The following is a 25,397-nucleotide window of genomic DNA, read 5'->3' as shown; positions in this document are numbered from 1 at the left end:
CCCTTTCTCTTTTATATAGAGAAAGTTATAAAACGGCGGAGAGAAAATTGATTTCTCCCCGCCGGAAAAGTGGGCTAGCAGCCGCATCCATTTCCGCAGCCACAGCCGCTATTGCCGAAAAATCCTCCGTTTCCGCAGCCGCCGCAGCAGCACAGAATCAGAATCAGCCACAGACAGCTGTTGTCATTGCCACAGCCGTTTCCGCCGAAAAGACCGTTGCCGTTGCCACAGCAGGAAGTCAGAAGCAGCAGCCAGATCAGAGTACTGCAGCAGCCGTTGTTACCATTGTCGCAGCCACATCCGCAGTTGGTAGCAGTTAAATCACTCATAATAAATCCTCCAGGAAAATGAATTATTTATATTGCCATAGTATGAGAGGACTGAAAAAGTGTGAGGAAAGATAACAGAAAAATTATCGGGATAGAGGTTGTAAGAAAGAAGATTATGTGAGACAATACAAAAGTAAGATCTCAGAGGGTCTGCATATTTCAACACAGAAGAAAGGAAGGGTATCTATGCCTGCAACCTACGCACATTATAAATTCGGAAAGAAAGTCTATCGGGCGCTGCCCGGGGAGCTTCGGGAAATGATAAAGGAGAATAAAGCGGCCTATCTGCTGGGACTCCACGGACCGGATCTCTTATTCTATTACCATTCTTATTCAAAAAACCGTATCAATCAGTTGGGCGTGAAGATGCATGAAGAAACGGCAAGGTCTTTTTTTGAAAAAGCGAGAAAACAGTATCAAAAGAGACCAAATTACGTATTGTTGTCCTATCTCTGCGGTTTCATGTGCCACTACATGCTGGACAGCGAATGCCATCCCTATATCAGCCGTTATATGGATGAGAGAGGTCTTGGTCATCTGGAGATTGAGACTGATTTCGACCGGGAACTTATGATCGAGGATGGAAAGAATCCGCTTACGAATAACTGCACCTGGCATCTGATTCGGGATCTGGATACGGAAGAAGCCATCGCGTCGGTACTGGATGATGTGACAGCCGATCAGGTGGACGCCTGTATTCTGGGCTTTAAGAAAACCATTCGGATGTTCCAGTGCCCATCCAAAGCAAAAGCGAAGCTCCTGAAAGGCTTTTTCGCATTAATTGGTCAGAAAAAGGGGCTTGGCGGCCTGGTGATGGACGGCCAGGTGAATCTGGAATGCGTGGAGAGTGGTATGACGCTGGAACGTCTTCTGAACAGAGCTGTAGAGCCGACCACAGAGGAGATTGTAAAATACGTTCAGGCTATCAGCAATGATTCAGGGCTCAGCGAACGGCTGAACCGGGATTTTGAGTAAAAGCTTTTGAGGGAGAAAGAAGATGAATAAGACAACGAAACTGGAAAGACGCTGGATCCTGTATGATGTGGGCAATTCGGCCTTCGTTATGCTGGCGTCTACGATTATACCGATTTATTATAAAAATGTGGCATCGTCCAGCGGCATTTCCGCCGCGGATTCCACCGCGTATTTCAGCTATGCCACATCGCTTGTGACTATCATTGTGGCGATTCTGGGTCCGGTACTGGGAAGCTTCGCGGATACCAAAGGTTATAAAAAGCCGATTTTCACCTTTTTTATGATGATGGGCGTGTTGGGCTGTGCAGGTCTTGCGGTTCCGAAGACCTGGCTTGCCTTTTTGGCGGTCTATGTGATTGCCAAGGTGGGCTTAAATGCCAGTCTGGTCTTTTATGACGCCATGCTGGGTGATGTGACTACAGATGAGCGGATGGATGAGGTATCCGCCAGAGGTTATGCCTGGGGCTATATCGGAAGCTGTATTCCTTTTGTGTTCAGCCTGATTTTTGTATTGAAAGCAGATGCTTTCGGCCTGTCGGGAAGCGCGGCTACGGCGGTGGCTTTTCTGGTCAACGCGGCCTGGTGGTTTCTGGTGACACTGCCGCTTCTCAGAAGCTATCAGCAGATCCACTATGTGGAGCGGACAGCGCATCCGGTGCAGGACAGCTTCCGCCGCCTGGGTCAGAGCTTTGCGGAAATTCGAAGGACACCAAAGATCTGGTATTTTCTGCTGGCGTTCTTCTGCTATATCGACGGTGTATACACGATTATTGACATGGCAACTTCCTATGGCAAGGACGTGGGCATCAGTGATACGAACCTGTTACTGGCTCTTTTGCTGACCCAGGTAGTGGCGTTCCCTTGTTCGATTCTTTTTGGACGGTTATCCAGGAAGGTGCGCAATACTACATTGATCGAGGTTTCTATCGTCAGCTATTTTGGCGTGGTACTCTTTGCGCTGCAGCTTGACAAGGCCTGGGAGTTCTGGCTTCTGGCTGTCTGGGTGGCAGTATTCCAGGGTGCGATTCAGTCTCTGTCCCGGTCTTATTTTGCGAGGATTATCCCGAAGGAGAAAGCGACAGAATTTTTCGGCTTCTTTGACATCTTCGGCAAAGGCGCGGCCTTTGTGGGAACCATGCTGATGGGTATCTCCACCCAGCTGTTCCATACATCCCGCGCGGGTGTGGCCATGCTTGCGGTAATGTTCACGGCGGGCTTTGTGCTGTTTCGAATGGCAGTACGCTGGGGGGATGCATAAAATAACAGAAAAGCAGGGAGTCTTTTCTGTATGGATCGCGTGAGAAGGCTGCTTGAAGCACAGTCGGCATACCGGCTTGGCCTCTATGGGGAGGGCATCGGTGTGGCGGTTGTGGATTCCGGCGTCAATGACAGACACCCGGACCTAAGGGGCCGGGTGGTTTATGCTTATAATTACCTTACAAATTCCGGTGGCGCGGTGGACGACTGCGGTCATGGAACCCATATCAGCGGAATTATCGGAGGAACCGGAGAGGCATCCGGCGGCAGGTACCAGGGACTTGCGCCGCGATGCCATTTTGTTTCCCTGAAGATTCTGGACGGCAGGGGAAATGGGGACAGTGTGGGACTAATTCGGGCCCTGCACTGGCTTTTGGAGCATGGAAAAGAATACGACGTCCGCGTTATCAATATTTCTGTGGGCGGGAGAGTACCAAAGGCTGAGATACGGACAGAGCTCATAAGCGCTGTGGAGGAAGCCTGGGACGCGGGCTTTGTAATCTGCGCGGCAGCCGGAAATCAGGGACCTGCCAGATCCAGCATTACGGTTCCGGGAACCAGTGAAAAGGTAATTACAGTGGGGTCCTCTGATGATGAACTGGCCGTTCCGGTGCGCGGCATCCGAAGGGTGCATTATTCTGGCCGGGGTCCCATATCGGCGTGCGTTCTTAAGCCGGAGGTGGTTGCTCCCGGAGCGGAAATTCGTTCCTGCCGGGCGGATTTTGAGAGTCCTGGCAATCCATTTTACAGCGTTAAATCAGGCACCTCCATGGCAACCTCTGTGACAGCAGGAGCGCTTGTCTTACTTTTGTCCGCCGAACCGGAACTTACCAATGAACAGATAAAAAAGCGGCTGCAGACAGGCTGCAGAGATCTGAAACTTGCCCCGAACCATCAGGGCTTTGGTGAAATCTGGCTGCCGGGGCTTCTGAAAAAAGCATGATCCGATAAAGAGAGCATAGGCTGTAAAAAGAACTTACGGGCGGTGCGGTATGGACGAAGCATGCAGAGAAAAAATAGTGTCGGAAAATTACGCGGATTTTATCTGGCAGACCAATGTACGGGGGGAGGATATCCGGGAAATCTATCCGGATGTATGCGTGCAGCGTATCAATGATTACTACACGGTATTTTACGCGGATCGCAGAAAATGGACGGCGGATCGGGAACGACTGTACGAGTACAGTTATGAATTATTTCCTACTTTGTATACAACGCTGCAGACGGAAAATCTGGAGGCCTCCGGAATTCTGGCTCTGCAGAATCAGCCGGTCCTGAACCTTCGGGGACAGGGCGTATTGCTGGGGTTTATTGATACAGGGATTGATTATCGGAACCGCTGCTTCCTGGATAATGCGGGAAAAAGTCGGATTCTGGCCATCTGGGACCAGACGGATCAGAACGGAACGCCGCCGGAGGGTATTCACTATGGCAGTGTGTATACAAAGTCAGAGATCAATGGGGCGCTGTCTGCGGAACAGCCTTATGAAACAGTGCCTACCCGGGATATTTCCGGCCACGGAACGAAGCTTGCGTCCATTGCGGCGGGAAGCGAAAACCGTGAGACCGGCTGGATCGGAGCCGCGCCGTTGTCGTCCATTGCCATGGTAAAACTGAAACCGGCCAAGCGCTATCTGAAGGAATATTTTCTGGTACCTGAGGAAGCGGAAGCCTATCAGGAAAATGATATCATGCTGGGGGCTCGTTTTCTGCATGAACTGGCGCAAAGGGAAAGCCTGCCCCTGGTCATCTGTCTGGCTCTTGGCAGCAATATGGGCGGCCATACCGGCACTTCGCCTTTATCCTCATATCTTAACGCCATTGCCGTCCGGGCGGGACGCTGTATCATTCTTGCAGGGGGAAATGAGGCCAATCAGGGGCACCATTACTATGGCGTGATGGGAGAGGGGGAGCCGTACCAGGATGTGGAAGTGAGGGTGGCAGAGCGGGAACAGGGCGTGATGATGGAACTGTGGAGTAACACACCGGATGTATTTTCTGTATCACTCATATCGCCTTCGGGGGAAGAGGTTCCGCGGGTCACCTCGGGACAGAAAAACTGGATGTTTGATTTCCTCTTTGAAAATACCGTGATCTATGTGAATTTCCAGACACTGAATCCCTTTAGCGGCGATCAACTGATTGTTGTCCGCATGGCTGAGCCGTCTCCGGGAATCTGGCGGATCCGCGTCTACGGGGAACGTATCGTAGATGGCGTTTACAACATCTGGCTGCCGGTGACAGGCTTTGTAAGCAATGAAACTGTATTTTTAAACTCGAATCCGGATATCACACTGACGGAGCCGGGCAATACGGAGACGCCGATTACCACAGGGGCTTACCGGTCTTCCAATGGCAGTATCTATATGGATTCCGGAAGGGGATTTACACGAAACGGGAGAATCAAGCCGGATTTAGCAGCGCCCGGGGTAGCGGTAGCGGCTTATGGGCCGGAAAACCGGGCAGTGAATCTTACCGGAACCAGTGCCGCGGCAGCAGTGACAGCCGGGGCGGCAGCACTTTTACTGGAATGGGGAGTTGTGCGGAAAAACAGGCTGACGATGGGAACACTGGAAATCAAACAGCTGTTGGTTCGCGGCGCGGATCGAAGCGCGTCCCTCCTTTATCCCAACCGCTCCTGGGGCTACGGTTCCTTGAATCTCTATCAGGCATTTGCGGCGCTGGGACGATTTTGAACTTGCAGTCCCAGGGGGAATCGTCTATAATAAAGAGCAAAGCGCGGAAAAACGCAAACCCTAGGAGGACCTACGATGGAAAAAATTAAGATGACAACTCCGCTGGTAGAGATGGACGGAGATGAGATGACACGGATTCTCTGGAAGATGATTAAGGATGAGCTTCTTCTTCCATTTGTTGATTTAAAGACCGAATATTATGACCTGGGACTGGAACACCGGAACGCGACGGACGATCAGGTGACTGTGGACGCTGCAGAAGCTACCAAAAAGTACGGTGTGGCGGTGAAATGTGCGACCATTACCCCTAATGCGGCCCGCATGGAGGAGTACGATTTAAAACAGATGTGGAAGAGTCCCAATGGTACCATCCGGGCGATTCTTGACGGAACAGTATTCCGGGTTCCGATTATCGTAAAGGGCATCGAACCATATGTAAAAAACTGGAAAAAGCCAATTACCGTAGCACGTCATGCTTATGGTGATGTATACAAGGCTGCGGAAATGCGGATTCCGGGTCCCGGAAAATGTGAGCTTATATTTATCGGTGAGGATGGAACCGAGCTGCGTGAGACTATCCATGAATTCAAAGAGGGCGGCGTGGTACAGGGCATGCACAATCTGGAGAGCTCCATCGAAAGCTTCGCCAGAAGCTGCTTTTCCTACGCGGTTTCCCAGAGACAGGATCTGTGGTTTGCCACCAAGGATACGATTTCCAAGAAATATGATCATTTCTTCAAGGATACCTTCCAGGAGATTTATGAGAAGGAATATAAAGAGCAGTTCGAGAAACTTGGCATTACCTATTTTTATACGCTGATCGATGACGCGGTAGCCCGTGTGATCAAGTCCGCGGGTGGTTATATCTGGGCCTGCAAGAACTATGACGGCGACGTCATGAGCGATTTGATTGCCACTGCCTTTGGTTCATTGGCTATGATGACCTCTGTGCTGGTATCTCCGCATGGATATTACGAATATGAGGCGGCACACGGAACCGTACAGCGCCATTATTACAAGCATTTGAAGGGTGAGGAGACCTCTACCAATTCCATGGCGACCATCTTCGCATGGTCCGGCGCCTTAAGAAAGCGCGGAGAGCTGGATCAGAACCCGGCTCTGACAGAGTTTGCGGATAAACTGGAGCAGGCTTCCATCGCAACCATTGAAAACGGAAAAATGACCAAGGATTTGGCACTAATTACGACCCTTCCGAATCCGACAGTGCTTTCCAGCGGTGATTTTATCAAAGAGATCCGAAAGACCTTAGAGGAACTTTTAAATGCTGTTTAATTCCAATGCATTTTATGTATTTTTACCCATTGTATTTGCGATTTACTGGCTGACGCCCCCGAAACACAGGTGGGGCGTCCTGCTGGTATCCAGTTACTACTTTTATATGAGCGCCAACGCGAAATACATTTTGCTGATTCTGCTGACCACGGCAGTCTCTTACGAAACGGCACTCGTGATTGAGAAAACAGAAGAACAGAAGAAAAAGAAGCTATGTATGGGTCTGGCCCTGCTGGTCTGCCTCGGTCTTTTGTTCTTTTTCAAATACTTTAATTTCCTGAGCAGTTCTGTGACAGCGCTCCTGGCGCGCGCATCGATTTCCATGAGCCCGGTGACGCTGAAGCTTGTGCTTCCGGTAGGTATCTCGTTCTATACTTTCCAGACGCTTGGATATGTGATCGACGTCTATAAGGGAAAGACGAAGGCCTGCCGCCATTTTGGAAAATACGCGGCCTTTGTGTCCTTCTTCCCGCTTCTGCTGGCCGGCCCCATCGAGCGGGCAGAGCAGCTGATGCCGCAGATAGAGAAAGAGCATTCATTTGATTGTGACAAGGCTATCCGGGGTACCAAGCTGATTGCATGGGGCTACTTTAAGAAAATTGCCATTGCGGATGTGCTTTCTTCCAGCGTGGATATTGTATACAATCAGGTGACAAATTTTACAGGACTGGCTCTTGGCGTGGCCACATTTTTCTATGCCTTCCAGGTTTACTGTGATTTTTCAGGCTATTCGGATATTGCCCGGGGCGTGGCCTGCCTTTTTGACATTGATCTGGTCAATAATTTCAAGAGCCCTTATTTCGCGGCTTCTGTGAAAGAGTTTTGGGCCAGATGGCATATTTCTCTGTCCACCTGGTTCCGGGATTATGTATATATTCCGCTGGGCGGCAGCCGTGCCGGAAAATGGAAGACGTACCGGAATCTGCTTGTGACCTTTCTGGTAAGCGGTCTCTGGCACGGGGCCAGCTGGACTTTTGTGATCTGGGGCGGACTTCACGGCGCGGCGCAGATATTCGAACGGATCTGGAATCAGTATTTCCCACCCGGAAAAGAGGGAAAAAACAGGTTCAGAGTACTTCTGACTTTTGCCTTTGTGACCCTGGCCTGGCTGTTTTTCCGGGCAAATACCATGTCAGACGCAATTTATATTCTGACCCATCTCTTTGACGGCATTACCCATCCTTTGAGTTATGTGAAGGAATGTTACGTGGCCTTCAAAAAAGCCGGGCTGATTCAGAGCAACGAACTGAAGCTGGTGCTGTTCTGGGTGGTGCTGCTTATGGCGCACGATTATATTGCGCTTAGGGAAGATGTATGTCAGTGGTTTGGCCGTTTTGGTAAGCCGGTGCGCTATACATTTTATTTCGCCCTGATTTTTGTCGTGCTTTACAGTCGTCAGCTGGGCGAGTACAGTTTTGTATACTTTCAGTTTTAATGAGGACATCTATGAGACGATTTTTACGTAAAATTGCGCCGTTTGTGATTTTTATCCTGATTCTGGAGCTGGCCATTCCCATGGCGGTGGATCCTTACAATGTTTTTCATTGGCAGAAAATCCGGGATAATGGGGTAGAGCCCAACAGCAATTACATTAAAATGCAGTACATCCTGCATAATCCGGACAAGTTTGATTCCTTCCTGTTCGGTTCCTCCCGGACCGGTTTTGTGGACGTGGAGAACATTCCGGATGGAAAATGGTACAATATGTCCTATTCAGAAGGACTGCCGGCGGAGCATCTGGAGAACCTGCAGGAGATGATTGCCAATGGAATCATTCCGAAAAATGTCATGATCGGCGTGGATAATATTTCCGCCTTCGTGGATCCGTCCCTACATCAGAATCAGTTTTACCGGATCCCCTATCCGAGAACAGATAAACTGGGATTTTATGGAAAATACCTTAGCATTAAGGGCGTCCTGCTGTCCTTGGATGTGATTCGAAATCATGAAGTGACCGATCCGGATTATGTGGAACGCTATTATCGGAGCGGAAGTACGCTCCGGGATCCGTCTCTTGGCGGAACCTTCAAGGACGATGTGCCCTACTGGGACGATTATTATACCGATTATATGGCTGATTCGCTTCTGGACATCCGGCGGATCCGGGAATTGTGCGAAGAGTATGGGATTAACCTGATTGTGTTTACCAATCCGCTTTATTACCGGACCTATCAGGAGTCCAAGCATTTCGGTTACGATCAGTACCTGGGATGGCTGGCCGGAGCAGCGGGGAGCTTTTATAATTTCAGCGGGGAAAATGCCGTGACCATGGATAAGAACTATTTTTATGAATCCAGTCATTATACAGAAGTGGTGGGAGATATGATCATCGACCGCATCTTTAACGGGGTGACGGATGAGAGCCTGGAAGCTCAGGGCTTCGGCATGTATGTGACAGAAGACAATTTAGATGAATTTAATGAAGCGCTGGCCAATCATTGAGCCAGCGCTTCCCATTGTTCGTATAGAATTTCAAGACGGGCCGCAATGGCCTCCTTTTCTTTGTGAAGCTTCATGCATTCCGCCACATTCGTGTAGACGGATTCCTGAGTCAGAAGCTGATCGATTTCGCCGTCCCGGGTCTCCAGGTCGAAGATTTCCGCTTCCGTCTTTTTGAAATCATTTTCCCGTTTCCTCTGACGTGCCTGTTCCTCTTTCTGCTGTTTCCAGTCCAGTTTTCCCGCAGATTCCGGTTCTGCCGCTTTGGCCTCCGGAAGCTCCGGGTTCTGCGCCTTCGGCGTCAGAATATCATGCTTTTCCAGATAATAATCGTAATTGCCGATATAATTGACTAACTGTCCGCCGGTCAGATCGAGAATCCGTGTGGCGGTTGTGTTGATAAAATAACGGTCGTGGGAGACATAAAGCACAGTGCCGGTATAGCGGTTCAGGGCCTGCTCCAGAATCTCCTTGGAGACGATGTCCAGATGGTTGGTGGGCTCGTCAAGAATCAGGAAATTGGCCTCGGAGAGCATCAGCTTCGCCAGAGAGACACGTCCCCGTTCGCCGCCGGAGAGCTCCGAGATTCGTTTGAACACATCGTCGCCGGTGAAAAGAAAAGCGGCAAGGGTGCTTCGAATCGTTGTATTATCCAAATCCGGGTAAGCGTCGGAAATCTCTTCGAACAGCGTCTTTTCCGGGTGCAGCACGTGATGCTCCTGATCATAATAACCGATATGAACCTTGGAGCCCAGGGTAAAAGAACCGCTGTCTGCTTCCAGCAAGCCATTCAGAATCTTTAATATCGTAGTTTTGCCGGTTCCGTTGTTGCCGATAAGAGCTACCCGTTCGCCGCGCTTGACGTCGAAATTCAGATCCGTGAAGAGGGTCTGGCTGCCGAAGGATTTGGAAAGACCCTCCACGGTCAGCACGTCATTTCCGCTGACCACCTTTGGCTCCAGGGTGATATGCATCTCAGAGCGGACTTCCGTGGGTTTCTCCAGTACGTCCATCTTGTCCAGCATTTTTTCGCGGCTTTCAGCCCGTTTGATGGATTTTTCCCGGTTAAAGGATTTCAGTTTCTGGATAACCTCTTCCTGATGTTTGATTTCCCGCTGCTGATTCAGCCAAGCATGCATGCGGGCTTCCCGAAGCTGTGATTTCTTCGCGGCATAGTCGGAGTAATTGCCCTGGAAGGTGGTCACCTCGCCGGCGTCAATCTCGATAATCTTCGTGGCGATCCGGTTCAGAAAATACCGGTCATGGGCAACCACCAGAACCGCGCCGTCGTAGTTCAAAAGAAAGGTTTCCAGCCAGGCGATGGAATTCATGTCCAGGTGGTTGGTGGGCTCGTCCAGCATAATGAGATCCGGATGGGAGAGCAGAAGCTTGCCTAAAGATACGCGGGTCTTCTGACCGCCGGACAGCTTATTAACATGCTTCTCAAACTCTTCCTCTTCAAACCCCAGTCCCTTCAGCACGCCGACCACCTCGCTCTTATAGGCGTAGCCGTTTTTCAGTTCAAATTCATGGTTCATGCGGGTATACTGCTCCAGCGCCATATCCAGCGCAGCGCCGGACAGCTCCTTCATCTGCGCTTCGATCTCCCGGATACGGGTCTCCAGATCGATAACGTCCTGCTTGACCGTCAGCAGCTCCTGGTAAATGGTGTGGTCGCTGTTCAGATCCTGATGCTGTGCCAGATAGCCGATGGTTTTGCCTTTTGCCAGAACCACCTCGCCGGAGTCTGCTTCCATTTCCCCGATGATGATTTTTAAGAGGGTGGATTTGCCTGCGCCGTTGATACCGACCACGGCGGCCTTTTCCCGATCCTCCATGTGGAAGGACGCGTTTTTCAGAATCACGTCGGTTCCGAAGGCTTTGTTTATATTTTGACATGCTAATATCATAAAAACACCTCTGTTTTTCGTTGTTGAATGTCACACGAAGTCTATTATAGCGAAAAATGCAGGATTGAACAAGATAAAATCTACGATTCTTTCAGAAGAATCCAGTAAAAAGATTGACAAAAAATTTGCTTTTCGATTATAATAAAAACAGTTTTGAAAGATTTATTGAGGGATGTGCAGAATATTATGGAAGAGAGAGAGATCTCAAAAGCAGTTATCAAGCGGCTGCCGCGCTATTATCGCTATCTCGGAGAACTGATGGAAAATGGAGTAGAACGTATTTCCTCCGGTGAGCTGAGCAAACGGATGAGTGTCACGGCGTCGCAGATCCGGCAGGATCTGAACAACTTCGGCGGTTTTGGACAGCAGGGGTACGGATACAATGTCAAGTATCTGTATGAGGAAATCGGCAAGATTCTGGGCCTTGACAAGAAACATAACATGATCATCATCGGCGGTGGTAATCTGGGACAGGCTCTGGCCAATTATGTAGATTTTGAAAAACGCGGTTTCTACATAAAAGGCATTTTTGATGTAAATCCTATTTTAAAGGGCTTAAGCGTCCGGGGCATCCAGATTCACATGCTGGAGGATCTGGAGAGCTTCATCAAGGATGAAGATATTCAGATTGCGGCATTGACGCTGCCCAAGTCCAAGGCGGAGGAGATGACGAAGCTTCTGGTTCAGTATGGAATCAAGGCTATCTGGAATTTCGCCCATATCGATCTGGATGTTCCGTCGGATGTCCTGGTAGAGAATGTTCATTTGTCAGAGAGCCTGATGCAGCTTTCTTACAATATTACACGGTATGAGAAAGAGCATCCCCGTTCCTGACGGAGTATCAGAGTGAGGTATGATAAAAGGGAGCTTTTGGCTCCCTTTTGCATGTAAACGCATAGTATATTAAGGATAGTGAGGAGTGTCAGACGTGAAAGGATATAAGCGCGTGGCGGCTTATGTGGATTTGGATGCCATAGAAGATAATTTTGAGGCTATGAAGGCAAACCTGAAAGAAAAAACAAGAATTGCGGCTGTAGTAAAGGCCAACGGGTATGGACATGGAGCAGCGCCCATTGCGAGAATGATAGAAAAGAAGGATTATCTGTGGGGCTTTGCGGCAGCGACCATTGAAGAAGCTGCAGAGCTTCGAAGAAATGGCATTCAAAAGCCAATCCTGATTCTGGGGTACGTATTTCCGGAGGATTATGAGGAGCTGGTGCGCCTGGATATCCGCCCCACGGTATTTCGCCTGGATATGGCGAAGGAACTGTCTGCGGAAGCAGTTCGACAGCAAAAAGAAGTGAGTGTTCATATTAAAGTAGATACCGGTATGAGCCGGATTGGATTTGCGGATACCAAAGAGAGCGTGCAGGATGTCTGCGCTATCAGTAGGCTTCCGGGCATCAGGATGGAGGGGCTGTTTACCCATTTTGCCAAATCTGACGAGCTGGATAAAGCGGCTACCGAGAAGCAGCTTGCCCGGTACTGCGCGTTCCGGGAAGCCTGTGAGGCAGCCGGCGTGAAATTTCAGATTCATCACTGCTCCAACAGCGCCGGCATCATTGATTTGCCGGAGGCAAATCTGGATATGGTACGGGCGGGTATTACGGTATACGGTCTGTATCCTTCCGACGAGGTGAAGAAGGAGCTGGTTCCCCTGAGACCGGCGATGGAGATGAAAAGTCATATTGTACATGTAAAGACCATCGCGCCCGGAACGGAAGTAAGCTATGGCGGCATTTATACGGCGGATTCTGCGCGCCGGATTGCTACCGTCCCTGTGGGCTATGCGGACGGGTATCCGAGAAGCCTGTCCAATAAGGGCGTGGTACTGATCGCTGGTAAGCGGGCGCCTATCTGCGGCAGAGTCTGTATGGATCAGATGATGGTAGATGTGACGGAGATTCCGGAAGCAGTTCCGGGCATGGAAGTGACCATGTTTGGCAAAAACGGAGAAGCGGTTCTGTCCGTGGATGAATTGGCGGAGCTGTCCGGGCGGTTTAACTACGAATTTGTCTGTGATTTGTCCCAGCGCGTTCCGCGGATTTATCTGCGGCACGGGCAGGTGTCTGAGATTCACGATTTTTACGCCTGAAAAAGCCGGCGTATAGACACGAAAATTTTGGAAATACTCGAGAGGAAAGACCTTATGTATTTTTTAAATTGGAGTGTGAAAAATGTGATAATCAAACGGGGCGATGTATATTACGCGGATTTAAGACCGGTGATTGGTTCCGAGCAGGGCGGTGTGCGCCCGGTGCTTGTGATTCAGAATGATACCGGCAACCGGCACAGTCCCACAGTCATCGTGGCGGCCATTACCTCGAAGATGAATAAAGCGAAGCTGCCGACCCATGTGGAACTGAGCACCAGACAGTGTCAGATTGTACGGGATTCCGTGATTCTGCTGGAGCAGCTGCGGACCATTGACAAGCAGCGACTCCGGGATAAAATCTGTCATCTGGATGAAAAATCCCTTCATCGGGTGGATGAAGCATTGCGGGTAAGTCTCGAATTGGATACATAAGACTTGCCATTCAAAAAAATTAGTGCTAAAATAGAGAGAACCGTCTGTCGGGAGCTGACAGAACCGGCGGCAAAAAGTACAGAACAGGAAGAATAGGAGTGTTTAGATATGTCAGGACATTCAAAATTTGCGAACATTAAGCATAAAAAAGAGAAGAATGACGCAGCAAAGGGAAAGATTTTTACCATCATTGGCCGTGAGTTGGCTGTAGCTGTAAAGGAGGGCGGCGCTGACCCGAACAACAACAGCAAGCTGCGTGACGTCATTGCCAAGGCAAAGGCGGCCAATATGCCCAACGATACCATTGACCGCGGTATCAAGAAAGCGGCAGGAAACGCCAATGCTGTTAATTATGAGTATGTATCTTATGAAGGCTATGGACCCAACGGCATCGCTATCATTGTAGATGCGCTGACCGACAACAAGAACCGTACTGCGGCCAATGTAAGAAGCGCCTTTACCAAGGGCAACGGCTCCATCGGCAACCAGGGCTGTGTATCCTATATGTTTGATAAGAAGGGACAGATCATCGTAGACCGCGAGGAGTGCGATATGGATCCGGACGATCTGATGATGCTGGCGCTGGACGCAGGGGCAGAGGATTTCTCCGAGGAAGAAGACAGCTTCGAGATTTTGACCGATCCGGATTCTTTCAGTGAAGTACGTGCTGCGCTGGAGGAAAAGGGAATCCCCATGGCAGAGGCAGAGGTTACCATGATTCCGCAGACTTACGTAACTCTGACTGACGAGGACGCGGTTAAGAATCTGCAGAGAACACTGGATCTTCTGGATGAGGATGACGACGTGCAGAATGTATATCATAACTGGGACGAGTAATCGGGAGGAGTACATATGGATCTGGTAGCATACGGAGAGAGTTATAATCAGGCCATGCAGGGCATCGAGGATATGCTTCTGACAGAGGGCAATCCCATGACTTTCTTTAAGAAAAGCGTGTATCCGGAAGCATTTCAGGCCTACCTGCGTAAGCATCTGGACACGATAAACGCCATTGAGGCTGTATACCAGCAGGAGGAAAATCCGGCTGCCTGGCTTAATAAGCTGGCAGAGCATCTGGTGGATTGCGCCCGGGCGGAGCTTGAGGGCATTCCCAAGAAAGGAAAGAAAAATGAACAGCAGATCAATTACAATATGATCCTGGCTGTTTACGTATTTCCGGCGATTCTGGAGCAGAAGCAGAAGAATGATTCCGCAGAGCCGCTGACGGATGTGTTGGTAGCGAAATGGAACGAAGCGTTTAAGACATCGGTAGGCAAGGCGGATTATGAGAAAATAGAGCAGGGTTTCCATCGAAAGTTCTGTTATATTACGACCGCGGCCTGTGAGCGCCAGGGCAAAGCTGACGACTGCTATGAGCTGGAACTTTTACGTTCTTATCGCGATGAGTATCTTCTGAAGCGTAAGGACGGCGAAGCGATGGTAAAGGAATATTACAATATCGCCCCCACTATCGTGAACCGTATCGGACGACAGGAAGACGCAGACGCTGTATACGAAGAGATCTGGAATGATTATCTTATGGATTGTATCCACAAGATCGAAAACGGTGAGAATGAAGCATGCCGGGAGCGCTATACAGAGATGGTATATGATCTGAAGAACCGCTACATGGCTTAAGCCTTCGAACAGGTATAAATGCCCTGACCGGAAAGCATACTAAAGAAAAAGTATGTGAGAAAGGTCAGGGTATTTTTTATGGAAAAGGAAAAACAGCAGAAGACAGAAGTTCAGAAAGAACAGAACCAGGAAATCGAGGATTATGGTCAGGTGACGCTTGAGGAAGGCGAACATAGAATCCGCCTTTTGAATATCATCGGCGAAATCGAGGGGCATGAGTGTCTGGCGTCTAACGCGAAAACTACCAAGTATGAACATGTGATTCCACAGCTTGCGGCCCTTGAGGGCAGCCCGAGCGAGGAGGGTCTCCTGGTTCTCATCAACACAGTGGGCGGCGATGTGGAATCGGGACTTGCCATAGCGGAAATGATCGCGTCTTTAAGCAAGCCTACGGTGTCACTGGTTTTGGGGGGCAGCCATTCCATTGGTGTGCCATTGGCAGTTTCAGCGGATTATTCTTTTATTGTTCCCACCGGAACCATGATGATTCATCCGGTGCGGATGACCGGATTGATTATCGGCGTTCCTCAGACCTTTGATTATTTCCAGAAAATTCAGGCCCGGATTTCCGGTTTCATCACCACTCACAGTACTATTTCGAGAGAACGGCTTTCGAAGCTTATGCTGGAAACGGGAGAGCTGACAAAAGATGTGGGTTCTGTCCTGGTAGGCGGCCAGGCTGTGAAGGAAGGACTCATCAATGAGATAGGGGGAATCGCTCAAGCTTTTAAAAAGCTGCGGACGCTTATAGAGGAAAAATGATGCGTGGACAGCGAGGCCCAGAAATGATATAATAAAAATAATTATGCGAGTAAAAGGGGAGGACATAAGCGATGGCAGCAGGGAACTCCGGCAAACGCCGGACAACCACACGAAAAAAGACAACGGCCTCCAGAAAGACAACAGCGAAGCGGAAAGAAGAAAACGCGTTTATCCGGGATGAGGTGACGGTTCTGATTCTTTTTGCGGTTTCCGTTCTGCTTCTAATCAGTAATTTTGGAGTCGGCGGAGCTGCGGGCAGTTTTGTCAGCGGTGTTATGTTCGGTATTTTTGGAATATTTGCATATATTTTGCCAGTGGTTCTGTTCCTGGTTACGGCGTTTTCGATCTCAAACCGGGATAATACCATTGCGGTTGTGAAAGCGACAGCCATGGTGATAGCAGGCATTCTTTTGTGCGCGGCATTCGAACTGATATTCGGAGAAAAGGACGGAGCCGGAACTGTAACGGCTTTCTATACCTATGCGTCAGTGCATAAGACAGGCGGCGGCGCGGTTGGCGGCCTGATCTGCAAGGCGCTGACCGGAGCTTTTGGCGCGGTGGGTGCCTGGATTATCATATTGGTACTGTTTATTATCTGCGCTGTGGTAATCACCGAACGTTCTTTTATCGGCGGCGTAAAAAGCGGAAGCAAAAAGGTATACGATTCAGCGAAAGAGGACGCGAAGCGATACCGGATTCAGGCTGAGGAGCGCCGGGAGGCCAGAAGGAAGGCCATGGAAGAACGGGCAGCCATGGAGACGGAAGAACTGGAGAATGAAGAACCGGCAGAAGCGGAAAAACCGCCGAAGAAGTTCCGGGAGCCACGCAGACCCAGAGTGGAGCACAAGGTGTCCGGGATAGCGCTGGAGGAAACCGCGATAAAAGAGACAGCCGGAAAAAATACCCCGGAAAATGAAGCAGCCGGGCAAAAGCCCTGTGTGAATAAAGAAGCTTATACGGATGAAATGCGGGAGATTACCCTGCCTGATATGGATGGCACAGACGCGGCCGGATTGCCGGAGCAGGCAGAACAGCCGGAAGCTTTTGAATATACAGAAGAACCGGACCTGAAGGATCTGGATGAGATGTTCCGGATTCCGATTCACCGGGAGCGTCCGACGTCAGAGCCGGAGGAGCAGAAAGTGGAAGCAGATCCATTTGTCTGGCCGGAGCCTGAAGTACGGGAGCAGGTTCAGCCGGAAGCTTCGGCATCGGAATCCCGGCCGGAGAAGCCGGTCAGAAAGGCGGAACCGCCCCATGTGCCGACAGTGGAACCGGCACAACAGCCGAAGACGGTGCCGGAGAAAGCGGATACGCCGACAGCGCTTCCGCAGGAATACGTTTATCCGCCTCTTCGTCTGCTGAATCAGGTGAAGCATACAGAGAATAAAGACACGGATCGGATTCTGCATGAGACGGCTCTTCATTTGCAGCAGATTCTCCGGGATTTCGGCGTGGGCGTAACGGTCACGGATGTAAGCCAGGGTCCGGCCGTGACCCGCTATGAGCTTCAGCCGGATCAGGGCGTCAAGGTCAATAAGATCGTAAGCCTGGCCGATGATATCAAGCTGAATCTGGCCGTAACCGATGTGCGAATTGAAGCGCCGATTCCGGGAAAAGCAGCCGTGGGTATTGAGGTTCCCAATGCGGAGAATTCCATCGTATCTTTCCGGGAGCTGGTTTCCTCCCAGGAATTCAAGAGCCATAAGTCGAAGCTGGCCTTTGCGGTAGGCAAAGATATTGCAGGTAAAATCATGGTGACGGATATTGCCAAGATGCCCCATCTTCTGATTGCCGGAGCTACCGGTTCCGGTAAATCTGTCTGTATCAACACGCTGATCATGAGTCTTTTGTATAAGGCGTCTCCGGATGAGGTGAAGCTTATCATGATCGATCCGAAGGTGGTAGAGCTGAGTACATATAACGGCATTCCCCATTTGCTGATTCCGGTGGTAACGGATCCGAAAAAAGCGGCCGGAGCCCTGAACTGGGCGGTGGCGGAGATGACCCATCGCTACAAGCTCTTTGCGGATTACAATGTCCGGAACCTGGCCGGTTACAATGAGAAAATTAAGAATATTGAACACATTGAAGATGACACCAAACCCCAGAAGCTGCCCCAGATTGTCATTGTGGTGGACGAGCTGGCAGATCTGATGATGGTGGCTCCGGGTGAAGTGGAGGACGCCATCTGTCGTCTGGCACAGCTGGCCCGCGCGGCGGGGATTCATCTGATTATCGCGACCCAGAGACCGTCTGTGAATGTTATCACAGGTCTTATTAAGGCCAACATGCCGTCCCGTATCGCGTTTGCGGTATCTTCCGGTGTGGATTCGAGAACCATTCTCGATATGAATGGAGCGGAAAAACTGCTGGGTAAGGGCGACATGCTGTTTTATCCTTACGGTTATCCCAAGCCGGTCCGTGTGCAGGGCGCGTTTGTCTCTGACGAAGAGGTGAGCGCGGTTGTAGAGTTCCTGAAGGAGAATAACAGCGGAAACGGTTATAATGCAGCTGTCGAAGAGCACATCAATACAGCGCAGACTGCAGAGCAGGAAAGCAATAGCAACGGGTCGGGCGACGGCCCGGAGAGGGACGCACTGTTTGCGGAAGCCGGAAAATTCATTATCGAAAAAGACAAGGCATCCATCGGTATGCTGCAGCGCTGGTTTAAAGTGGGCTTTAACCGGGCCGCCCGTATCATGGATCAGCTGTCTGAAGCTGGGGTAGTGGGCGAAGAAGCCGGAACCAAGCCCCGGGAAATTTTGATGACCCTGGAAGAATTTGAACGTTATCTGGAAGAATACGTCTGATTGCAAAAGAGAGGAAGCTTATGAAATGTCCAAATTGCGGGAGTGAGCTGGAACCCGGAAAAATATACTGTGAACATTGTGGACATGAAATTCAGATTGTTCCGGACTATGATCCGCTGGACGAGGTGCTGATTGGGCAGGAAGAACCGGAAGAAATGAAACCGGATAGCTTTCCGGTTTCGGAAGAATCCGGGACGACAGCGGGAAAGGGCAGAAAAACGTCCGGTGAAGGAAAGCGGACTTCGTTGCGCTTTCGCTATAAGAGTCTGCTCTTTCTGATGGTGCTGCTGATTTGCGGATGCGCTTTTACACTGTCTTATTCTGTAATGACCAGCGATAATAATTATTCCTATCAACTTCGAAAAGGCAGACAGTACGAGAAAAAAGGAGAATATGAAAAGGCTATCATGTATCTGCGTCGGGCGCAGGAGATTCAGAATGAGAAGAACGGCAGTGATACGGAAGCTTTGCGTCTGCTGGCAGAGGTCTATGCGAAGACAGGAGCCAAAGCCCCGGCTCTGACTTATATGAAACAGGCTGTAGAAACAGAAAGTCTGGCCCGGGGAGACAGTCAGGCATTGCAGGAGCTGTATCTGGATTTGATGGAGCTTTTAAATGAGACCGGGCAGACGGAGCTGGTAGGAGACGTGATAGCGGAATGTCCGTATCCGGATATCCGGGACGCGCTCCTGCCTTATCGGATTGAAAAGCCTGCCTGTGATACGCCGGAGGGCATTTACAATTATTATCTGCGGCTAAACCTGTCAGCAGAATATGGAAGCATTTATTATACACTGGACGGCAGCATCCCAACCAGTGAGAGCACCCGGTATGAAGGCCCCATTGAACTGATGGAAGAAGGGGAAGTTTTACTCTGCGCCGTTGCCATCAATAAAAAAGGTATGATAAGCGAACCGTTGGTACTGGCCTATAAGCTGGATTTCCCGGCAGCTGGTGCTGATACGGACGATGATAATTAAAGAGGAGGAAACATTATGGTAAAGCATCTGGTTATGTGGAATTTTAAAGAGGATTTTCCGGAGGAGAAGAAAGAGGCCCTGGCAAAAGAGGCGGACGCGCGTCTGAAAGCGCTGGTGGGACAGATTAAAGGCCTGACCTTCGCGGAAATGAAACTGAACAGGCTTCCAGGAAGCAACCGGGAACTGCTGTTGATATCCGATGTGGAGACCGCGGAGGACCTGGCGGCCTATCAGGTACATCCGCTTCACGTGGCGGTAGCGACCGAGATTATCAAACCGGCTACCTGTGATCGGGCATGCTTTGATTATGAAGTGTAAAACTTCCGGATTACATGCGCAGAAAATGAATTAACAGTTGAAATCTTCGGGAAATTGCATTATTATATTAAAGATGAGTTAGATTTGGCCGTGGGAAGCGATTCCGACGGCCCTTAAGCGGGTTTTAAAATTCGCAAGATTATACTCCAGGAGGAAACGTATGTTCAAGATTGTAAAAGCAGAGCAGCTCTCTGCAAATGTTTACAAGAAAGTTGTCCTCGCTCCGAGAGTGGCAGCTTCTTGTCAGCCGGGACAGTTCATTATCGTAAGACTGGATGAGACGGGGGAGCGTATTCCGCTGACCATCTGTGATTATGACAGAGAAGCCGGAACTGTTACCATCGTATTCCAGCCCATCGGCGTATCTACCAGCAAGATGGTAGACCTGAAAGAGGGAGATTATTTCCTTGACTTCGTAGGACCGCTGGGACGTCCGTCCGAGCTGGTTACCGACGACTTAGAAGAAGTAAAGAAGAAGAAGGTTATCTTCATTGCAGGCGGCGTAGGTACCGCTCCGGTATACCCGCAGGCAAAATGGCTGCATGAGCATGGCATAGAGTGCGATATCATCATCGGCGCCCGTTCCAAAGACATCCTGATCATGGAAGAGGAAATGAGCAAGGTCGGCAACCTGTATCTGTGTACCGACGACGGAAGCTACGGCTTCAAGGGCGTAGGTACCGCTATGCTGGAGAAGCTGGTAAGCGAGGGCCATCACTACGATCTTTGTGTAGCCATCGGACCGATGATCATGATGAAATTCGCCTGTCTGACCACGAAGAAGCTGGGCATCCCGACTATCGTCAGCATGAACCCGATCATGGTAGACGGAACCGGTATGTGCGGAGCCTGTCGTGTGGTAGTAGGCGACGAGGTCAAGTTCGCCTGTGTAGACGGACCGGAGTTCGACGGCCACAAGATTGATTTCGATCAGGCGATGAAGCGTGCAGCTATGTACAAGACAGAAGAAGGCCGCCGCATGCTTGCATACAAGGAAGGAAAGACACATCACGGCGGATGTGGAAATTGCGGAGGTGACAAGTAATGGCTGACGTATTAAAGAAGGTTCCGGTAAGAGAGCAGGATCCGAAGGTTCGTGCTACGAATTTCGATGAGGTCTGCCTTGGTTACAATAAGGACGAGGCAGTAGAAGAGGCACAGAGATGTCTCGGATGTAAGAAAGCAAAATGTATGGAAGGCTGCCCGGTACAGATTCATATTCCGGATTTCATCGGCGCAGTAAAGGAAGGCGACTTTGCAAAAGCATACAGCGTAATCAGCGAGTCTTCCGCACTTCCGGCTATCTGCGGACGTGTATGTCCCCAGGAGAGCCAGTGTGAGGGACGCTGCATCCGCGGTATCAAGGGCGAGGCAGTTTCCATCGGTAAGCTGGAGCGTTTTGTAGCCGACTGGGCGAGAGAGCAGGGCATCAAGCCGGCAGCTCCCGCAGAGAAGAATGGCAAGAAGGTTGCGGTCATCGGTTCCGGTCCTGCAGGTCTGACCTGCGCTGGCGACCTGGCAAAGCTGGGTTATGACGTAACTATTTTTGAGGCGCTGCATAAAGCAGGCGGCGTTCTGGTATACGGTATTCCGGAGTTCCGTCTTCCGAAGGACGGCGTCGTACTTCCGGAGGTAGAGAATGTAAAATCTCTCGGCGTTAAGATCGAGACTGACGTTATCATCGGAAAGTCTGTAACCATCGACGAGCTGATGGAGAATGAAGGCTTTGACGCTGTATTTATCGGATCCGGCGCAGGACTTCCGAAGTTTATGGGTATCCCGGGCGAGACAGCCTGCGGCGTATTCTCCGCAAACGAGTTCCTGACCAGAAATAACCTGATGAAGGCTTTTGACGAGAATTATGATACCCCGATCTTCCATGGCAAGAAGGTTGCTGTAGTCGGCGGCGGTAACGTGGCCATGGACGCTGCCCGTACGGCACTGCGTCTGGGCGCTGAGGTACATATCATCTACCGTCGTTCCGAGGAAGAGCTCCCGGCACGTAAGGAAGAAGTACATCACGCAAAAGAAGAGGGCATCATCTTCGATCTGCTGACCAACCCGGTAGAGATTCTCGAGGATGAGAATGACTGGGTAAAGGGTATCCGCTGCGTTCGCATGGAGCTTGGCGAGCCGGATGCTTCCGGAAGAAGACGCCCGGTAGAGGTAGAGGGATCTGAATTCGATATCGACGTCGATACCGTTATCATGTCTCTGGGAACCTCCCCGAACCCGCTGATTTCCTCTACGACCAAGGGTCTGGAAATCAATAAGAGAAAATGTATCGTTGCTGCAGAGGATACAGGAGCTACCTCCAAGGCCGGCGTATTCGCAGGCGGAGACGCTGTAACAGGCGCTGCTACCGTTATCCTGGCAATGGGCGCAGGAAAAGAGGCTGCAAAGGGCATCCACGAGTACCTGAGCCAGAAATAAATCGCACATCATGTGAATCCAAAGTCGTATCACAGAAAATCTCTGTGGTACGACTTTTTTTGGGAAGCTTCTTGCCAACCCCGGGTAGCTCTGGTAAGATAAAAAAGATTTTATGAAAGAACATTTTACAGAAAAGAGAGGAATTCCCTATGAAACTTACAATTCTCGGAACCGGCAGTGCGCTGGTGACGGAATGTTACAATACCTGTTATGTTTTAACCAGTGAAGAAGGCCATTTTCTGGTGGACGGAGGAGGCGGCAGTGAAATCCTGGCAAGACTGAAGCGGGCAGGGATTGACGTCAACGACATTCACCATATTTTTGTAACCCACAAGCATATCGATCATGTGATGGGAATTATCTGGATGCTGCGCGTCATCTGTCAGAATATGAACGCCGGAAAGTATCAGGGAGAGGCTTATATCTACGCCCATCAGGAACTGACGGAAATGCTTCGGACCCTGGCGGAGATGCTGCTGAACCAAAAAGAGACGAAGCTCATCGGCGACCGGGTACATCTGGTTCCCGTGTCCGACGGTGAGCAGAAGAAGATTCTGGGACACACCTACACTTTCTTTGATATCGGATCCACCAAGGCAAAGCAGTACGGTTACATGTGTGATCTGGGGGACGGTCGAAAACTGACCTGCTGCGGTGACGAGCCCTACAATGAGAAAGAGGAGCAGTATGCCGCCGGAAGCGACTGGCTTCTCCATGAGGCCTTCTGTCTGGATGGGCAGGCTGACATCTTCCGGCCCTATGAAAAGCATCATTCTACGGTAAAGGACGCCTGCGAGCTGGCAGAGCGCCTGCATGTGAAAAATCTGGTGTTGTACCATACGGAGGATAAGAATATCGCCCGTCGCCAGGAGCTGTACCGGGCGGAGGGAGAAACCTATTTTACCGGAAACCTTCTGATTCCGGAGGATATGGATGTGATTGAATTATGAAAATAACCTGTGTCGTAGTGGGCAAAATAAAAGAGAAATATTTTACGGACGCCATCAGGGAATATTCTAAGCGCCTGAGCCGCTACTGCAAGCTGGAAATTGTGGAACTGGCCGATGAAAAGACGCCGGATGGAGCCAGCGAGGCGGAAGAGGTGGCCATCCGGGAAAAAGAAGGCGAGAGGATCTTAAAAGCCCTGAAGGACGATGCCTACGTGATTGCCCTGGCTATCGAGGGAAAGATGCTGGATTCCGTGGAGCTGTCCCAAAAGATTGATCGTCTGGGCGTAAGTGGCACCAGCCACATCGCCTTTGTCATCGGCGGATCTCTGGGCCTGGCCCCTGCGGTCATGAAGCGGGCGGACTATGCACTCAGCTTTTCCCGTATGACATTTCCGCATCAGCTGATGCGGGTGGTATTGCTTGAACAGCTCTACCGAAGCTATCGGATTCTGAAAAATGAACCCTATCACAAATAAGAGGCAGAAAAAGGACTGACATATGAGTAAACATAAAGCTTATTCATATGTCAGTCCTTTGTATTTCAGAGACATATTATTTACAGTGTCTTATCATGCCGATGATTTTGCTCATAATCCTTCAGGCTTTCAATGACCTTCGGAGACAGCGGAATCAGCGCCATCATATTGAAGATGGTCATGAGACCAATGCCGATATCGCCCAAATCCCAGACGAAGGTGTAGGCGGCCAGGCCGCCGATAAAAAGCATTACCAGAGCCAGAACCTTGTAGAGCGTCTGGGCGCTCCAGTTGTCGCCGAACAGATAGGCCACATTGGAACGGGCATAAAAGAGGATGCCGATAAAAGTGGAGAAGCTGAACAGCCACAGGATTACGGCAACAAAGATCACGCCTGCCTCACCGATGTGGTACCGCATGGCTGTCTGTAAAAGATCCATGCCCTGGAGCCCATCGGTCAGAGATGCGGGAGTCAGCAGCATAATCAAAGCTGAGCAGCTACAAATAAGAAGGGTGTCGATAAAAACGCCCAGCGCCTGCAGAAGGCCTTCCTTGGCCGGATGACTGATGTCCGCAGCCGCAGCCGCACAGGGAGCGGAACCGCTTCCGGCCTCATTAGAGAAAAGACCGCGCTTGATTCCGTTCATAATGACCGCACCCATACCGCCGGCAGCCGCCTGGCGAAGGCCAAAGGCTTCCTGGAAAATCCGCGCGAACACAGCCGGAACCTGTCCGATATGTTTGAAAATAATAAAAAGGGTCAGGAAGAAATACAGGCCTGCCATAACCGGAACAACCACATCAAGCACCTTCACCGTGGCATTTTTCCGAAGAACGATGAAGGCTGCCACCAGTACCAATATGATGGTAGTGTACAGCGGCGGAATATGAAAGGCGTTCCGGAAAGCCGAAGATACGGAATTACCGATAACCTGGCTGATGCCGCACCAGCAGAGAAGACCAGAGAGGGCAAAGAGTATCGCAATAATGGAACGCTTTTTCCTGCTGCCCGGTTTCACAAAGAGTGCGTGGATATAGTAAGCCGGACCGCCCCGGAAGCCGCCGTAGAGCGGATCACGCTGCTTATAAATCTGTGCCAGCGTCGCCTCCGCAAAGGCAGTAGCAGAACCAAGAAGCGCCATCACCCACATCCAGAAGATGGCTCCCGGGCCGCCGGCAGAGATGGCAGCAACCACACCGATAAGATTGCCCATGCCCACCCGGGTGGCTGTGGAGACGATCAGGGCCTGCAGGCCGGAGATACCGTCCCGATGCTCGGGATTACGCTTTTCAATAGAGACACGCAGCATTTCCGGGAAAAGCCGGAAGGGAAGGAAGCGGGTGCGCAGAGTGAAATAAATCGCCGTGGGAACCAGAAGCAGTACCAGGAGGGAAAGCCCCAGGGAACTGCCGCCGGGCAGCGGAATGGTGATCAGATCGCCCCAGAGAAAATTGTAAACAAGATGGATCAGATTCATAAAGTGGATCATGGTTGTAGTCTCCCTTTTTATTCTTGCTTTTTAGTATACCTTATATTCTATGGTTTGTATATTGAAACCGAAAAAAAATTCTGGTAGAATAACGAAGAAACAAAACAAACA

General features: G+C 50.4%; 23 protein-coding genes. 20 read left to right on the top strand and 3 right to left on the bottom strand.

What is annotated here, in order from left to right:
* Window positions 1-74 precede the first annotated feature (74 nt).
* Complete coding sequence (locus ACESZP_RS00730; protein ID WP_178039117.1) at window positions 75-329, bottom strand: chorion class high-cysteine HCB protein 13; 255 nt, start codon at window positions 327-329, stop codon at window positions 75-77.
* A 186-nt stretch (window positions 330-515) separates the two neighbouring features.
* Here ACESZP_RS00730 and ACESZP_RS00725 point away from each other — a divergent pair, with 186 nt between their 5' ends.
* From ACESZP_RS00725 to ACESZP_RS00695, 7 genes are all read left to right on the top strand, one after another.
* Window positions 516-1,304 (top strand): zinc dependent phospholipase C family protein, encoded by a 789-nt coding sequence (locus ACESZP_RS00725; RefSeq protein ID WP_499707713.1) that lies wholly within the window; start codon window positions 516-518, stop codon window positions 1,302-1,304.
* 22 nt (window positions 1,305-1,326) lie between these two features.
* Window positions 1,327-2,562 (top strand): MFS transporter, encoded by a 1,236-nt coding sequence (locus tag ACESZP_RS00720; RefSeq protein ID WP_499707712.1) that lies wholly within the window; start codon window positions 1,327-1,329, stop codon window positions 2,560-2,562.
* A 30-nt stretch (window positions 2,563-2,592) separates the two neighbouring features.
* Entirely contained in the window at window positions 2,593-3,504 is a 912-nt protein-coding gene (locus tag ACESZP_RS00715; protein WP_499707711.1) for a S8 family peptidase, read from the top strand.
* A gap of 49 nt (window positions 3,505-3,553) precedes the next feature.
* Window positions 3,554-5,257 (top strand): S8 family peptidase, encoded by a 1,704-nt coding sequence (locus tag ACESZP_RS00710; protein WP_499707710.1) that lies wholly within the window; start codon window positions 3,554-3,556, stop codon window positions 5,255-5,257.
* A 75-nt stretch (window positions 5,258-5,332) separates the two neighbouring features.
* A complete protein-coding gene (locus tag ACESZP_RS00705; RefSeq protein ID WP_499707709.1) occupies window positions 5,333-6,550 on the top strand; it encodes an NADP-dependent isocitrate dehydrogenase in 1,218 nt (405 codons plus the stop codon).
* A complete protein-coding gene (locus tag ACESZP_RS00700) occupies window positions 6,540-7,985 on the top strand; it encodes an MBOAT family O-acyltransferase (protein ID WP_499707708.1) in 1,446 nt (481 codons plus the stop codon). The genes ACESZP_RS00705 and ACESZP_RS00700 overlap by 11 nt, the downstream gene beginning before the upstream one ends.
* A gap of 11 nt (window positions 7,986-7,996) precedes the next feature.
* On the top strand, window positions 7,997-8,992 hold the full coding sequence (locus tag ACESZP_RS00695; RefSeq protein ID WP_499707707.1) for a hypothetical protein: 996 nt from the start codon (window positions 7,997-7,999) through the stop codon (window positions 8,990-8,992).
* On the opposite strand, the gene abc-f is transcribed toward ACESZP_RS00695, so the two are convergent.
* On the bottom strand, window positions 8,986-10,899 hold the full coding sequence (gene abc-f / locus ACESZP_RS00690) for a ribosomal protection-like ABC-F family protein (RefSeq protein WP_499707706.1): 1,914 nt from the start codon (window positions 10,897-10,899) through the stop codon (window positions 8,986-8,988). The two genes, ACESZP_RS00695 and abc-f, sit on opposite strands and share 7 nt — an antisense overlap.
* 186 nt (window positions 10,900-11,085) lie before the next feature.
* Between abc-f and ACESZP_RS00685 the strand changes: the two genes are divergently transcribed.
* The 13 genes from ACESZP_RS00685 (at window position 11,086) to rlmH (ending at window position 23,796) form a co-directional block, all read left to right on the top strand.
* Window positions 11,086-11,733, top strand: a complete 648-nt coding sequence (locus tag ACESZP_RS00685) for a redox-sensing transcriptional repressor Rex (RefSeq protein WP_178039126.1) — start codon at window positions 11,086-11,088, stop codon at window positions 11,731-11,733.
* Window positions 11,734-11,827: 94 nt separating this feature from the next.
* Entirely contained in the window at window positions 11,828-12,994 is a 1,167-nt protein-coding gene (alr, locus tag ACESZP_RS00680) for an alanine racemase (RefSeq protein WP_499707705.1), read from the top strand.
* Window positions 12,995-13,078: 84 nt separating this feature from the next.
* Window positions 13,079-13,426, top strand: coding sequence for a type II toxin-antitoxin system PemK/MazF family toxin (locus tag ACESZP_RS00675; RefSeq protein WP_178039128.1), 348 nt, complete (start codon window positions 13,079-13,081; stop codon window positions 13,424-13,426).
* 108 nt (window positions 13,427-13,534) lie between these two features.
* On the top strand, window positions 13,535-14,263 hold the full coding sequence (locus ACESZP_RS00670) for a YebC/PmpR family DNA-binding transcriptional regulator (RefSeq protein ID WP_178039129.1): 729 nt from the start codon (window positions 13,535-13,537) through the stop codon (window positions 14,261-14,263).
* A gap of 15 nt (window positions 14,264-14,278) precedes the next feature.
* On the top strand, window positions 14,279-15,064 hold the full coding sequence (locus tag ACESZP_RS00665; protein WP_499707704.1) for a CFI-box-CTERM domain-containing protein: 786 nt from the start codon (window positions 14,279-14,281) through the stop codon (window positions 15,062-15,064).
* Between the two features lie 78 nt (window positions 15,065-15,142).
* Window positions 15,143-15,826 carry a ClpP family protease gene (locus tag ACESZP_RS00660; RefSeq protein WP_499707703.1) on the top strand — a complete coding sequence of 228 codons (684 nt, stop codon included), beginning with the start codon at window positions 15,143-15,145 and terminating at the stop codon, window positions 15,824-15,826.
* 71 nt (window positions 15,827-15,897) lie between these two features.
* Window positions 15,898-18,639: an FtsK/SpoIIIE family DNA translocase gene (locus ACESZP_RS00655; protein WP_499707702.1), complete on the top strand. Its 2,742-nt coding sequence runs from the start codon at window positions 15,898-15,900 to the stop codon at window positions 18,637-18,639.
* A gap of 20 nt (window positions 18,640-18,659) precedes the next feature.
* On the top strand, window positions 18,660-19,619 hold the full coding sequence (locus ACESZP_RS00650; RefSeq protein WP_499707701.1) for an FN3 associated domain-containing protein: 960 nt from the start codon (window positions 18,660-18,662) through the stop codon (window positions 19,617-19,619).
* Between the two features lie 15 nt (window positions 19,620-19,634).
* Complete coding sequence (locus ACESZP_RS00645; protein WP_499707700.1) at window positions 19,635-19,937, top strand: Dabb family protein; 303 nt, start codon at window positions 19,635-19,637, stop codon at window positions 19,935-19,937.
* A gap of 160 nt (window positions 19,938-20,097) precedes the next feature.
* Window positions 20,098-20,982, top strand: coding sequence for a sulfide/dihydroorotate dehydrogenase-like FAD/NAD-binding protein (locus tag ACESZP_RS00640; protein WP_178039135.1), 885 nt, complete (start codon window positions 20,098-20,100; stop codon window positions 20,980-20,982).
* Window positions 20,982-22,370 (top strand): NADPH-dependent glutamate synthase, encoded by a 1,389-nt coding sequence (gene gltA / locus ACESZP_RS00635; protein WP_499707699.1) that lies wholly within the window; start codon window positions 20,982-20,984, stop codon window positions 22,368-22,370. The genes ACESZP_RS00640 and gltA overlap by 1 nt, the downstream gene beginning before the upstream one ends.
* Before the next feature lie 149 nt (window positions 22,371-22,519).
* Entirely contained in the window at window positions 22,520-23,320 is an 801-nt protein-coding gene (locus ACESZP_RS00630; protein ID WP_499707698.1) for an MBL fold metallo-hydrolase, read from the top strand.
* Window positions 23,317-23,796 (top strand): 23S rRNA (pseudouridine(1915)-N(3))-methyltransferase RlmH, encoded by a 480-nt coding sequence (gene rlmH / locus ACESZP_RS00625; RefSeq protein ID WP_440322391.1) that lies wholly within the window; start codon window positions 23,317-23,319, stop codon window positions 23,794-23,796. The genes ACESZP_RS00630 and rlmH overlap by 4 nt, the downstream gene beginning before the upstream one ends.
* 80 nt (window positions 23,797-23,876) lie before the next feature.
* Here the strand turns inward: rlmH and ACESZP_RS00620 are convergent, their stop codons facing one another.
* Complete coding sequence (locus ACESZP_RS00620; RefSeq protein WP_499707697.1) at window positions 23,877-25,274, bottom strand: alanine/glycine:cation symporter family protein; 1,398 nt, start codon at window positions 25,272-25,274, stop codon at window positions 23,877-23,879.
* Window positions 25,275-25,397 lie beyond the last annotated feature (123 nt).

Origin of the sequence: Candidatus Dorea massiliensis AP6 (genome assembly GCF_964245105.1) — a bacterium.
Classification (GTDB): Bacteria; Bacillota; Clostridia; order Lachnospirales; family Lachnospiraceae; genus Laedolimicola; species Laedolimicola intestinihominis.
This window is presented reverse-complemented; position numbering and strand designations above follow the sequence as displayed.